The organism is Olleya sp. NP1-10 (assembly GCF_055804415.1).
Genome location: NZ_CM147840.1, coordinates 3,223,432 through 3,236,298, shown reverse-complemented (window position 1 = coordinate 3,236,298; position 12,867 = coordinate 3,223,432). Strand labels below are relative to the sequence as shown.

Annotated in this window: 14 protein-coding genes; 6 read left to right on the top strand and 8 right to left on the bottom strand. The window is 31.8% G+C overall.

The annotated features are described in order from the left end of the window. The first annotated feature begins 37 nt into the window (after positions 1-37). From AC0L4B_RS15230 to AC0L4B_RS15205, 6 genes are read left to right on the top strand one after another with little or no spacing between them, the layout of a single operon-like run. Entirely contained in the window at positions 38-1,294 is a 1,257-nt protein-coding gene (locus tag AC0L4B_RS15230) for a YncE family protein (protein ID WP_473437680.1), read from the top strand. Between the two features lie 15 nt (positions 1,295-1,309). Beyond that, positions 1,310-1,735, top strand: coding sequence for a DUF2262 domain-containing protein (locus AC0L4B_RS15225; protein ID WP_473437679.1), 426 nt, complete (start codon positions 1,310-1,312; stop codon positions 1,733-1,735). 36 nt (positions 1,736-1,771) lie between these two features. Next, on the top strand, positions 1,772-2,293 hold the full coding sequence (locus tag AC0L4B_RS15220) for a hypothetical protein (RefSeq protein ID WP_473437678.1): 522 nt from the start codon (positions 1,772-1,774) through the stop codon (positions 2,291-2,293). Between the two features lie 32 nt (positions 2,294-2,325). After that, positions 2,326-3,081 carry a DUF2314 domain-containing protein gene (locus AC0L4B_RS15215; RefSeq protein WP_473437677.1) on the top strand — a complete coding sequence of 252 codons (756 nt, stop codon included), beginning with the start codon at positions 2,326-2,328 and terminating at the stop codon, positions 3,079-3,081. A gap of 36 nt (positions 3,082-3,117) precedes the next feature. Next, positions 3,118-3,627: an endonuclease V gene (locus AC0L4B_RS15210; protein WP_473437676.1), complete on the top strand. Its 510-nt coding sequence runs from the start codon at positions 3,118-3,120 to the stop codon at positions 3,625-3,627. An 18-nt stretch (positions 3,628-3,645) separates the two neighbouring features. Beyond that, positions 3,646-4,077 (top strand): hypothetical protein, encoded by a 432-nt coding sequence (locus tag AC0L4B_RS15205; RefSeq protein ID WP_473437675.1) that lies wholly within the window; start codon positions 3,646-3,648, stop codon positions 4,075-4,077. A gap of 82 nt (positions 4,078-4,159) precedes the next feature. Here AC0L4B_RS15205 and AC0L4B_RS15200 read toward each other — a convergent pair whose 3' ends face one another. The 8 genes from AC0L4B_RS15200 to AC0L4B_RS15165 form a co-directional block, all read right to left on the bottom strand. Continuing rightward, a complete protein-coding gene (locus AC0L4B_RS15200; protein WP_473437674.1) occupies positions 4,160-4,930 on the bottom strand; it encodes a hypothetical protein in 771 nt (256 codons plus the stop codon). Positions 4,931-5,043: 113 nt separating this feature from the next. Beyond that, on the bottom strand, positions 5,044-5,418 hold the full coding sequence (locus AC0L4B_RS15195) for a hypothetical protein (protein WP_473437673.1): 375 nt from the start codon (positions 5,416-5,418) through the stop codon (positions 5,044-5,046). A 47-nt stretch (positions 5,419-5,465) separates the two neighbouring features. Further along, entirely contained in the window at positions 5,466-6,086 is a 621-nt protein-coding gene (locus AC0L4B_RS15190; RefSeq protein ID WP_473437672.1) for a DUF1444 domain-containing protein, read from the bottom strand. Between the two features lie 164 nt (positions 6,087-6,250). Then, positions 6,251-6,766 carry a GNAT family N-acetyltransferase gene (locus tag AC0L4B_RS15185; RefSeq protein ID WP_473437671.1) on the bottom strand — a complete coding sequence of 172 codons (516 nt, stop codon included), beginning with the start codon at positions 6,764-6,766 and terminating at the stop codon, positions 6,251-6,253. A 65-nt stretch (positions 6,767-6,831) separates the two neighbouring features. Then, positions 6,832-7,110 carry a hypothetical protein gene (locus tag AC0L4B_RS15180; protein WP_473437670.1) on the bottom strand — a complete coding sequence of 93 codons (279 nt, stop codon included), beginning with the start codon at positions 7,108-7,110 and terminating at the stop codon, positions 6,832-6,834. Between the two features lie 53 nt (positions 7,111-7,163). After that, a complete protein-coding gene (locus tag AC0L4B_RS15175; protein WP_473437669.1) occupies positions 7,164-7,514 on the bottom strand; it encodes a hypothetical protein in 351 nt (116 codons plus the stop codon). A gap of 178 nt (positions 7,515-7,692) precedes the next feature. After that, complete coding sequence (locus AC0L4B_RS15170; RefSeq protein WP_473439451.1) at positions 7,693-10,662, bottom strand: DUF5724 domain-containing protein; 2,970 nt, start codon at positions 10,660-10,662, stop codon at positions 7,693-7,695. Between the two features lie 89 nt (positions 10,663-10,751). Next, positions 10,752-12,692 (bottom strand): DUF5724 domain-containing protein, encoded by a 1,941-nt coding sequence (locus tag AC0L4B_RS15165; protein ID WP_473437668.1) that lies wholly within the window; start codon positions 12,690-12,692, stop codon positions 10,752-10,754. Positions 12,693-12,867: the final 175 nt, after the last annotated feature.

The following is a 12,867-nucleotide window of genomic DNA, read 5'->3' as shown; positions in this document are numbered from 1 at the left end:
TATTAGTTTTAGCGTAATAAAAAAAGACCACATAAATATGGAATTAAACAACGAAAGCATCAACGAGATAAAAACAGAATGGAATACCTTAGGTAGTCAATATGCTATTGCTGTAAATGAGATGGTTAAATTTGGGGATACTAATGGTTGGGACAATTGGAAAGGAGAAGATCCTAAAGACGAAAGAGACCATTTGTCTGATGCAGTTTTTCAATTATTAAAGGACGCTAATACTAATAATACAGTAGAGCAGTTTAGACAAGATTTTCCGCCAGCACACACTCCTTTATTAAAATTTTTAAAAGATAAAGGACAAAGCATTTCGCAACTCAATTTTATAACGGAGCAAAAAATCGCGTTTTTAGTTGGTACTGCATATCAAAAGCGTCAAGCTTACATCCTTGATAATGATACTGTTTTAGAGTTGGATGCTTCAATAGATATTATAGGTAAATCCAAACAAAATAATGTATTTGCAATAGCTTCAAATAATACTATTGTGACCACTCAAGGTTGGGAAGGTGACATAATTTCAACGTTTCAATTAAAGGACGCTAAAGATATAGCAATAACAGACTTGCTTCCGTTTAACGATGGTAAAAAAGTCTTGCTAATATCATCAGATGGGATTTTTATTATTTCAAATGAAACAGAACATAGAATCCATCCTTTACCAGATCCTGAAGATGAAGAGTGGGAACCTTATTTGGATATGGAAAATGCCACACTGTCTCATGATAATAAGTATATAGTTGTTGGAGATCAATGTTATGATCATCGTGTTTTAAATAGCGATGGAGCCCAATTAGGTGACATTGGACCACAATCGTCTTATCCTCATTTTTGTTTGTTTTCTAAAAACGATAATCAATTAATTACAAATTCTTGTCATTTTTATAATGGTGTTACCATTGGTGTAAATACGTCAGATATAGATACTATTAAAATTGAAGCTTATGAAGACAGTGAAGATTTTACTGTCATAGATGATGGTATGCGTGTGTATTGTGGTTTAGCGACTTCAAAATACTACATTTTAGGTGATGCTTACGGTTATATTAAAGCTATAGATACTTCTGGGCATTGTGTATGGAAATACTTTTTAGGATCGACCATTAGCGGAATGACGATTTCTGAAGACGAAAACACCTTATGGGTTGGGTCTTATTCAGGTATGCTTCATAAACTTCAGTTAAATAAAGGTTTAAGAGATAATCATACTATTGGAACAGGTCAACATTACGAGGATTTTAGATTGGTGATTTGGAAAGACGAACCTATTAGAACATGGTAATAAATTGTCAGAGCTATGGAGATTACTACAAATAACCTTGAAAAAGACCCAGATTTAGACGATAGTTATAAAATAGAGTTAACGTTTCATGGAGATACTATTGTGTTTAGATTAAGTCCTGATGATGCGACTTTAAATGAAACACTAGCATTAGCTAACAATGTTGCAAGTAACTTTAGTGACTTTAAAGCGAGTGCGATAGAGGCTATTACTAGAGACTTTTTAGATAATTATAATGATAATTGGGCAGATGAAGACGAGGGATATCCGAAATTAACTAGAGAGGCATTTATAAGCAAACTAACCATGACAGCTATAAATTTTACTTCAACAGATTTAATAGATGTGTTTTTTAATGAAGATGGCATGTTTGGTTACCACTCATTAATAGCACAATCTTATGACGGTAAAACTTTTGAAGACACCACAATGTTTGGGTAATGTTTTAATAAAAGTACATAAAACAACAGAATACTTATGGAAAACACAAAAATAGAACAAGCCTATCAAAATACATTTTCAGGTTTAACAATGTATTATAGAGATTGTGAGCTTTCAGAGGATTTAGTGATGCGGTATAAAGTAGATCAAATAATACAAGAACGTGGTTTTACAGATGTCTCTAATCAAGCAGAAGGTTTAGCTAAAAATGTGCGCTTTGCTATCGCCTCTAATTCGGCTTCTAACTTAGGAGGTATAAATCCTGAAGTAGCTAAATATGGGTTTCATTTAATTGCTTCTGGAGCCTATTTTAAAGTTCTAGATATTTATAAAATTGAGCATAAAACACAGATTATGTTAATGCATTTTAATGAAGCCTATTTAGAAGTTTTCAACAATACTAAATCTAACATAGAAGATAAAATAGTACTTGTGGGTAGAAAAAGTTTAGATACCAAAATAGTAATGCAACCACATTCTATTTTAAATAACGAAGAATGGACTGCACGAACAGCACATCCTATCGGAATGTCTAATGCAGGGACATTCTTTATTTAATAAAACAAAAATCATAAATAAAACAATACACAATGAGTCAAGATAAGAACATCATTTTTACTGAACAAAACGAAAAAATGAAAGCAGCTTACCTTAAAGCACAAGAAACATTTAACTATTTCTGGAGAGAAATTTATTGGGAAGCAAAACGTGTGGTTCCTGCTCACGATTTAGCGTTAGTAAAAATTCCTTTTTTACAAAACGTTGAAGGTAGAGAACAACCTTTAGTAGAACACATGTGGATTAGTGAAATCACTTTTGATGGCGAATGTATTACAGGTGTTTTACAAAACGCACCAAATAAGTTGACTAATGTTGCCGAAGGCGATACCGTAACCAGAAAAGTATCAGAAATATCAGATTGGATGTTGTCTATAGATCGTAAAACTTATGGAGGTTACACCATTCATGTCTTACGTTCAAATATGACGGAGGACGCCAGAAAGCAACACGATAACGCTTGGGGATTAGATTTTGGTGATTATAACAATATTTTGGTGGCTTATCAGCAAGAAGAAAATGCGGAAAACCTTATTGAACATCCAATGAGTAAAGTAATGGAACAACCAGCTAAAGATTACTTTGAATCAAATCTAGATGTGGTTAAAGCTGCTGATGAAAATGGAGTGACTAGACTACACACAGAAACTATTGCGGGAAACAAAATTGCTGTGGATATTTTATTAAAATTAGGTGCCGATAAACAAGCAAAAACCAATGCAGGAAAAACAGCTTTAGATTATGCGACAGCCTTAAATTGGGAGCATATTATTCCTGTTTTAAATTAATCCATACATATTAATTAATCTAATCAAGTATACTAAATGATATTAGCTTTTGATACTTATTATTATAACGGAAAAGCCAAAACCATTGCGGTAAGCTTTAACGATTGGGAAGACGAAGAGCCAACAAAAATTTACACCGATATTATTGAAGGTGTAGCACCGTACGAACCAGGTTCCTTTTATAAACGCGAATTGCCGTGTATTTTAAGTTTACTAAAACAAGTGAATTTAGATGAGGTAGAATTAATTATTGTAGATGGATATGTGATTCTAGAAGAAAAACACTTGGGTTTGGGTGGTTATTTGTACCAAGCTTTAGACCATAAAATTCCGATTGTTGGTATTGCAAAATCTGAGTTTGTGTCTAAAACAGCGGTGTTTAAAGAAGTGTTTCGTGGCGAAAGTAAAAAACCATTATATGTGACTTCTATGGGTATTGATAAAGAATCCATTTGCAACGCTATACAACATATGCACGGTAAATACCGAATGCCAACGCTACTACAGATTGTAGATACTAAAACAAAGGAAAATACGAAGAACTAATACATTAAAAACACTATTATGAATGAAGACTTAATCGTAAGCTCTGAAGATGAACTAAAACCACTATTTAGAAAAAATTACAGGGAGTTTATTGCAGAAAAACCAAGGACTGTAATTTTTGAGGAAGAAGAATTTACCTTGTATAATTTTGAAAAGATGATGGAACGCACCAACATAGATGGAATGGAAGTTAGCCGTATTTACGCATTAAATCCGTATGTTAAAACGTTAAGTGAATTTATGAACCCGACATTTAAAGATTTAGACGGGTACAGGTGGAGTTTAGAAAAATTAGCTTTAGGTAAAGCTATTGGTGCTAATTCTGAAGGTGATTTATTGTTTTTTGGTTGCTATGATAATACTAAAGTACATTTATTTCGTCACGATGATGGCAGTATAAAGAGAACTAAATTAACCTTGTTTGAAATTATAAAACAATTTTCTGAGTAAATTTTAGATTATCATCCTAAATAATAAAAAAGCTCAATTATAAATTTTATAATTGGGCTTTTTAGTTTTTTTAGAACTGAAATTATTCGGTGTATCTTAAAAATAAATGGTTTTTATTTTTAATGATGTTTGCTAATTTTTCAAATTCTGATTCGGTGGTGTTGTACAATTTTGCTAAGTCAATTACCAATGCTTTTAATTTATTGTCTTTTAAGGGTTCATTTCTAATAAATCCTAAAAAGGAAGCCCCTATGCCAAAAAGTTCAAAATTATAGGTTTCAAATAAGTGCTTCGATAAAGCGTAATTTTCAAAAGGACTGAAGTCGGCATCAAAATATCCATTCGGAAATCCAGTAAGTCCTTCGTATGGTTTTTCAACAGGAAGAATTTTCAAGATAACTTGTTGGTCTAAAAAAGCTAATGGAGATTTATTAATGTTTTCTAAATCTATAACATCGTCTTCAGCATTGTCTATGCCTTTTTCGCAAACCGTTTTAAAATCAATTCCTTTTGTTTGTTTCAAAAAGTTTTCTCTGATAATGAAATATTCCGATGGTGTAGAAAGATGCCCCAAATGCTCGTTGTCTTCATCATAACAAGCTTCATCGAGTCCAGATAAATCATACCCATCTGTATCTAGCAGAGAATTGTAATCACAAGCGTGACCACTGGTATATTCGGCTTGACCTAAATCATCAAGGGTTAAAATTACAGTCTTGTCAGGATGATTTTGTCTATAGATTTGATAAATGTCCACAAGTTCTTCGTACGACTTTATGTTTTCGATTAAGAAACTCTCAAATAATCTTTCTTGGTAAGGCTCCCGAGTTTTAATTAATTTTTCTATGTTCATAGTTTTTTTTGGGGTTTGACAATCAGATAGATAAGTATTATTTTAGGGTTTTAAAAAAAACTTTGTATAAGAAGTTTTTTGAAAGCTTTTTATATCTTAATAATAAGTTGTTTTTAAACAGCTATACGGTTTATCATTTCCATACGTTTTAAAATAATGGGTACAAATAAGGCGAATTTTGCATTAAATTCTTCTTGTGTTTTAGATGTGTTTAGGTTTTTACCCATAGTCATCCAGATGTTAAATAGCGCTTCTTCTTTATGTTGTGTTTTGGCATCAATGTTTAAAGACTTTATTAGCATGAAATTATCATCATGATTATAAAAATCTGTTGTATTTACAATCTCAAAAACAAGCTCAAAAATACTTCTGGTGTCTAATAATTCGTTAATTTTTATGGTCGATTCTTTCGATGCGCTTACCGCATCAAAAACATCGACCATTAAATTTTGTACTCTGCTGTTAATACTAAAGTCTAAATATTTCAAAATATTAAAATTTATAAATTAATATAATTGTCATGATTGGTCTTTACTTATTCTTTTATTGGTATATGTCCAACAATAGTACCTTCTTTTACAATAAAAAATGAATTTGTTATTGGTGCGTTACCAAAGCTATCATCGTTCCATGTGTAATTGTGCAAGTATGCAAATTTTTCTAAAATTTCTTTATCTTCTTGTCTAGAGATAATGGTCATGCAAGTTCTGCGTGGTATTGATACTAATAATTCTTCAGCGTCTAGCATTGCATGTGCTTTTAACATATGGGTTTTAGAAAGAATGGTTTCACTAGAAAAATCGTTTCCGTTAGCACCAAGTGCTTTGTTATCCAGAGCTTCAACATATGTTAATCCTGGATCACATTTTTCTAAATTAGTGAAGGCTTTTTGCGTAATTTGCTTGCCATCCATAGTCTCTAGGTGTTTTTTTGTCAAAAACACAAAGTTGTCTGGTGTGTCAATTCCATAACCTATCACTACTTCAGCTCCATTTTCGCTTGGAATTAAAGTTGAACTTAATGCGCCAGCTTTTAGACCAACCCAATCACCAGGTTTTAAAATCGGATAGATTTTTTGATCACTATTTTTAGTTTGTTCTATTATTTTTTCAACGTCTTGATTGGCTTTATTTCCTTCGTTTGTAGTATCACTCATAGCGTATTGTGTTTAATTGTTTTAAACAAAATTATACAAGTGACTTACTTTTTTTATCACGGAATTCAGCGATTTAAAGATTTAGTTGTTAATTGTCTTCTGAAAATTTTAAGATTGTGATGTTGTATGTTAGAAAATTGAATTAGTAATGGAGTAGGGACGTTTTAGTATTGTAAATACATAACATGATTAGGGTTACTATGTGTTTCAGAAATTTTAAAATCATAAACACCTACAATTTTAAAGCCTATTTTATTGTAAAAATCGATAGCTTTATGATTGTCTACCCAAACGACCAACCAAAGTCCATTTTGTTGATGTTGTTTAGATTTTTGAATACAAAAATCTAGTAGTTTAGCGCCAAGTTTTTTACCATGAAAAGCCTCTAAAAGATATATTCTATCTAATTTAGTGATATTTTGATCGCTAACATTAGTATTTGGTGTGTGCAGTTGAATTTTGCAGAATCCAGCCAGTGTATGGTCAATATACAGTAAATAGTACTCGCTATTAGGGTTTTCAAATTCTTTTAAAACAGTAGCTTCATTGTATGTTTTACTAATAAAATTAGCGACATCTTCTTTAGAAGCACTATGACCATGGGATTCAAAAAAAGTTTGCTTACCAAGCGTTGCTATAAGTTTTGAATGTTCTGGATTTGCTTTTGTAATTGTAACCATTTCTTTTTAATACTAAAGACTTTTTTTGCAAAACTATGTAATTATTTCTTTGAAATTATAATATTCTAGTCTAGAATTAAGGTTTGAAGTTGAATGTCGTTAGCGTCTAAATTTTGGTAAGTACCATGTCCGCAAACTTGTTTTGTAAATAGCTTATAATCATCACTATAGTTAACTCCGGAATTGACATCAAATGTAAAGATTGCGTGTTTAAAACGGAACGTGTTATTACATGTATTAATCAAAATATCAGTAGGTTGCAAAGTAATATTCCAATAGCTGGAAGCTTCATTGCCAAGTTCTAGATTGACTAATAAATTGCTCCAAATTTTATGATGATTCATAATTAGTGTAGCTAATTGGTTTTGTGTATTTTTTATTATCAGGAATTAAAAATCTACCAATAGGTACCAACTAAAAAGGTCATTCTGATAAAAGCAATTTGACTTTCTGAAGTTATAGTTATGGCTGTTTTTAAATCTGTTATTGGACTGTCGTCTATAAAAACAACAAATAGTCCATCCTGAAATGCAAGTAATACATTGTCTATGGATTGCTGTAAATTAGCAAGCGTTTTATTAGTTATTTCACCAAAATCTACTTTTCCAGAGGTGACTTGATGTTGTATTTCTGAAGGACTTAAAAAACCAATAACATTAACTTCTAATCGTTTATTATTAAAAGCTTCTACTTGATTTGTGACACAACTTATTAATAATTGTTCTAAAGTTTTAGGGGTTTTATCCAATGTAAACGGAACAAGTTTTACTTTTTTTGCCTAATCTTTTTAGCTGTAATGTTAGTTGCATAGGATGTTTTTTTCGCGTTAGGGATTGTCGTGGAAAGCCCACAGTGCAATTGCACGAGGACTTGCAACAAAAGCCCGACCACACCTAAGTGTGGTAACGCCATTATTGTTTTTAAAATTAACTGTTTATTTGAGCTAAAATTGTTGGGTCTTGTATTTTATTGTCTTCAGAAAGTAATTTCATTTTAGAAATGATTTCTGCAGATTTTGGGTCGTCATCAACAAAAGGTAAAAATAGTCGACCTCTGTGTTGACTATGTACAGGTATGATAGATAAAGCCAGTCCATTTTTACTGACTTGTCCGCTACCTAAATGTATTCTGTACTCTCCAAAGGTCCCTTTTATAAATATGTGACGCTCTTTAACCGTAATATTTTTTAGCTGAAATAACCTTGCAGACTCTTCAGCCAATGCAGCACGCATTTGCATTGTACTATGACTCGCTTCAGGATCTACTCCACCAACATGTGCAACGCTAACAACAAGGTCAATGTCTCGCATTATTTCGCTAAAAACTACCGAAGGGATTTTAGTAAGCGGTATGCTTTGATAATCATTTATAGAATGAAAACAGATGTCTTCAAGTGTTGGTGCTTCTGTGTCTGAAGGCGAAAACCAATCTGCCATAGCATACATGGTAGCAATAAAACCGCGTTTGTGATATACTTTTTGCAAACCATCTTCCATGCTTACGGTCCAGCCACGACCCCTTAATAATGCTACGGTTTTTTTAGGTTGAATTTGATGGCCTTGGTAGCGCTCTGATCGGTTGCTATGTTCGCGCTCATCATTAGTAATTAAATACAATTCTCTGAAGACTTGCTTAAAGGGTTGTGTAATACGGTTTGCAAATAAATATTTTTGATATAAATCCCATTGTACAGCCTGGTACAGCTGTGAGGCATGCGCAATACATAAAATAGTGTCTGCTGTAAGTTTTTGTGATGTACCAGTAGTGTCTGTTAAACTTCCGTTGTTATAAAATCCTGATAGTTTTGTTTCAGGGTTAATTAACACTAATTTACTAAGCATTACTTTTACAATAGGATGCTGCATCATTTTATCAATTTCGGATGCAGTAAATTGGTCTTCGTTTACCATTGCATTTTCTAAGGATAAACGCGTGCGACTGTACTGTTTTGATAAATAGTTTTTATTGTTTTTAAGCGCAATAACTTGTTTGTCTTTTCTTAATTTGGCAGGAATAGATTTTAAGGTTTTGCCAGCTTTGGTAACTTTAATGTCAGCTTTTCCAATAGCATTAATGACTAGTTCCATTTCAGTATTGTCAATGGTTAGTAATGCTTGATCCATAATAGCTTTAGTGGCTTTAGCTTCCATTGCCCAACTAAACCTAACACGATCTTTATAACCCGCATTTCTTGATAAATTATCTAATGCTATAGTGACTGCAATGGCTTCGCTTTCTTGTCTTTGTGCACCAAACTGTTTACTTTGTTTTAAAAAGTCTTGTAATAAGTTGTAACGTTTTAAGACGTCCTTTTCTGGAACAGTTTTACTTAAAGGAATTAAACCTAAAGCACGAACGTAGTCTTTATCACGTTTATCTTTAATTTTTTTTAAGGTTTCAGTAATTTTAACTTCGCCAAGCATGACACTTGAATATAATTTTACTTGTCTGTGACCATTACCATCTGAAATGTATTTGGCTGCTTCGTGTAGTATTTTCCAGTTGGTTTTACCTAAGCTTTTGTATACTTTGTTAAACCAATCTATGTCTATAGCTCCTAGCTTGAAATCGTTTTTAGGAATTTCTGAATAACGTGAAATTATAGTTTCCTTTTCACTATTCATGTAATCTGATGCATGTGCCTGAAACCACCATACAGCGTTTTCAAGGTTGTCTATTTTTAAATATTGACCAACAACAGCTGCCCATTGTGTGGCATAACAAGCAAGCTCTATTAATCGTTTTTTAGGAATTTTAGCTTGGTCAGCATGCTTAGCAAAGTCTGCATAGTCTTCAGTGTCTTTAAAAATGGTCTTTTTTAGTAAGGCACTAAACTTAGATTTTTTACTGTCAACATAATAGCTGTAACCACGTTCAAAGTTTTCTTTGCCAAGACGTTCTAAAATTCTAAAAACATAATCTACACCTTCAACTTTATGAATAGCACTAACGTATCCTGAAGCAGGTGTTGCAAGATCACCTCGTTCTAACTCCGTTTCTAATAAATTAGTTTTTAAAGGTAGAAAGACGTGTTTAGGAATCATGTTTTGTTTGAGTCCTTTTTTGTAGTTCATTCTGTAATTAAATCCACCATCAATAATGGTCATTAAACTGCTAGAATGTAGTGCTTGAAAGAGTAAGTCGTCTACATTTATTAATCCCTCTTGATATAGCTTAATCGTTATTTCAATATCAGGAAACTCCAAGTTTTTAGGTTTTTTATTACTTTCTGTAATAACATCAATACTTGTTGCGTCTGAAGGATGTGAGTAATTTTGAGCAACTAAATACATATGGATATTCCAGTATCTTAAAAGCTCTTGTTTAGATAGTTGGTGTAATGTCTCTAATCCAAAATTAGGTGTAAGTGGTAATATAATACTGGTCCAATTAAATGTGGTTGTATAATGGTAACCATTATCCTGGAAACCAGTTAGCTTATATTTTTTAGGAAAGTTAGCAATGATGTCTTCTAATACATTTAATTTAAACGACCCTATAACATTAGTTTCAGCGTAAGCATAAAACAGACGTTTTAAAATGGTTTTATAGTTGTGTAATTTGATGTGATAGTTATCTTTTGTATCTAGATTTAAACCGTTTAAATCAGGGTAATATTGTCTTAAAAAAGGTTCTAATGCTTTATAGTTTCCAAAAGGGTAGCTACTACGATTTAAATATCTTATGACTGAATATAATTCGAAATCATTTAAGCCACTATTGTCGTACCATTCAATCCATAAATTAGCTAATGGGATATTGTTTAACTTATCCAAAGCTGAAGCCTCTTCATTTAATCGTTTTATGTCGTGTATTCCTTTTTCTATGTATAAAGTTTGTATTTCACCTTGATAACCTTCATGTTGATATTCCTGGTTTTTGTGGTTATTAACAATGTTTATTAATAGGTTAACTTGGCTAATAATTTTATTAGTATCAATAAATTCGCTGAATTTAAACCCTGAAGCTTGTGAAGTAGAAATTCCTAATTTATCAAAAAAGCTAGTTTTTTCTCAAAACAGCTTTCTGGTTGGTATAAAGCTGTAAGATTAGAATAGTCAATAACACCAAAACCATTACTAAAATTAAACTCTTTATTAGTGTCTGAAAATTTATCTAAATAGACCTGTTCGTTTTTACTGATTTTAGGACGTTGATTATAAACGTTTAATTGGTCTTTAATAAACAATTGGTCTTTATTGTCTTCATGTAATAGCGTCAATATTTCTAAACCAGCAAGTCTTTGATTTATGTTTTTAGCAGATATTAAATGTGTTACACAAGTCCTCATGCGAAACGATTTTAATGAAATTATTAACCGTATCAGGTTGGTGCGTAAGCCTTTACTTTTTCGTCTTAATAAATCTTGTGCAATCTCTAATTCTTCATCATAAAGATGCATTTTGCTAAATATATTTAGACCTGTAGCCATAACCATTTCATTTCGGTTGTAAACGGCTTGTCTAGCTAAGGTTCTTTTCCAAGAGGTTTGATTTAAATCTAATTGATCCTTTTTAGTAGTTTTTTTATTTAAACTGTAAAAAGAGTAACTGTAATGTTTAGGAAATACTTTACAGATATAGTTTTCTCTAAACTCGGTTGGAAGTTGGTCTAAATCCTTACCAAGAATTTCTAATTGTTGCTCTGTGGCACTATTAATTAAAAATCTGAAAAAATAGTTAGGTCCAGGTTTAAAAGTCCACCATGAAAAGATATTGCTTTCAAAGGTTTTGTCGTTTTCAGAGACCGTTTTAGCAACGTTAAATAATTTTTCAAAAGTCGTATTATCTAAAGTTGTTGTGGGTAAGTTTACAGCCATCCAATGGTCTAAAGCATAATCTTTACCAACCTGGGTTATAAAATAATTAACCAATGCATCATTGGTTCTTTCGGTTTGATAGATAAAATAGAGGGCTAAGATCTTTTTGTTTCTATCTTCAGAAGTCATTACAATATCTAAAGCTTTAGCGTTAGCACGATCTACATCTAAAATACCAATGGACCATAAGGCAATATAGATATCTAAATTATCTTTGCTTTTTAAAAGAGTATCTACTTCTGCTAGATTTAAAATTAATGACTGTGCAGTTTTTAATACGCGATTTAAAGTGGCCTTTTTAGGGGTTTCCCAATTTAAACCAAACCATGTATTAATAGCTCTAGTGACACTACTAAATCTGGTTAAATCGTTTGCTATAAGAATATTAATTATATATTTAAAAGCACCAAGACTTGCATAATCTAAAGCCTCTAAGATGATTTGTCTTAAACCTTCTTGGCGTTGTGCTGCCAATAAAAGTTTTCCGACCATTTCCCAATGCTTTTGGTCTTCAGATAGTAACATTGCTTTTATAATATCAGAACTTACTCCACCAATCTCATCTTCACCTTGAATTATATCTTCTAATAATGTATCAAACATACCTTCAGCATTGTGTAATACTGTAGCTAAAAAATAACTGTTAGCGTTAGGGTAATAGGTACTGTATTGAAAATGTTCTTGTAACGATAAACCATTAAACCCAATACGACTAAAGTTTAAAAATTTTATAAAATAGTCAAGTTTGTTTATTAAAATGGTTTTGTTAGGTTTAGATCTAAATGCTTTTTTATTATAATCTGTTTGATAGGGTAGTGTGTCAATAAAATCCCATAACGATGATAAATATGGCGCTTGTATGACTCCGTAAAGTTGTATGCCTAAACGCATACCTTCAGGATTAGCCCAAGGATTAACAGTTATTGGGTTGTCAAAAGCTTCAATAAAATCGTCAACATAATAATTAACGTATTTCTCTTTTTCTATTTGACCTAAAATTTTAGCTAACACTCTATAAGGTTGTGAAAACTGCCTAAAGTCAAATCTATCAATTGCAGGCTTGCTATAGGTTTTAATATATTTATGTGCGTCTTCTACAGGTATCATACTGTAATCTTATTTTTATAATTAGTAGTAATTAATAATCTATCTAAATAGACCTAAATATGTTTAGGCAAGATACTAGTAATTGACTTTTTTAAACTCACTGTATTCAATGATTTTTAAATTACATAAATAAGGAGAGTCCTTTGATACAAATAACTTATCGTAACCTTTTAAG

What these genes read in the sequence shown, in the direction of transcription:
- AC0L4B_RS15205 (WP_473437675.1), top strand. Translation starts at nt 3,646, where the DNA reads ATGAATGAAGACTTAATCGTAAGCTCTGAAGATGAACTAAAACCACTA.
- AC0L4B_RS15220 (WP_473437678.1), top strand. Translation starts at nt 1,772, where the DNA reads ATGGAAAACACAAAAATAGAACAAGCCTATCAAAATACATTTTCAGGT.
- AC0L4B_RS15180 (WP_473437670.1), bottom strand. Translation starts at nt 7,110, where the DNA reads ATGAATCATCATAAAATTTGGAGCAATTTATTAGTCAATCTAGAACTT.
- AC0L4B_RS15230 (WP_473437680.1), top strand. Translation starts at nt 38, where the DNA reads ATGGAATTAAACAACGAAAGCATCAACGAGATAAAAACAGAATGGAAT.
- AC0L4B_RS15190 (WP_473437672.1), bottom strand. Translation starts at nt 6,086, where the DNA reads ATGAGTGATACTACAAACGAAGGAAATAAAGCCAATCAAGACGTTGAA.
- AC0L4B_RS15165 (WP_473437668.1), bottom strand. Translation starts at nt 12,692, where the DNA reads ATGATACCTGTAGAAGACGCACATAAATATATTAAAACCTATAGCAAG.
- AC0L4B_RS15215 (WP_473437677.1), top strand. Translation starts at nt 2,326, where the DNA reads ATGAGTCAAGATAAGAACATCATTTTTACTGAACAAAACGAAAAAATG.
- AC0L4B_RS15210 (WP_473437676.1), top strand. Translation starts at nt 3,118, where the DNA reads ATGATATTAGCTTTTGATACTTATTATTATAACGGAAAAGCCAAAACC.
- AC0L4B_RS15185 (WP_473437671.1), bottom strand. Translation starts at nt 6,766, where the DNA reads ATGGTTACAATTACAAAAGCAAATCCAGAACATTCAAAACTTATAGCA.
- AC0L4B_RS15200 (WP_473437674.1), bottom strand. Translation starts at nt 4,930, where the DNA reads ATGAACATAGAAAAATTAATTAAAACTCGGGAGCCTTACCAAGAAAGA.
- AC0L4B_RS15225 (WP_473437679.1), top strand. Translation starts at nt 1,310, where the DNA reads ATGGAGATTACTACAAATAACCTTGAAAAAGACCCAGATTTAGACGAT.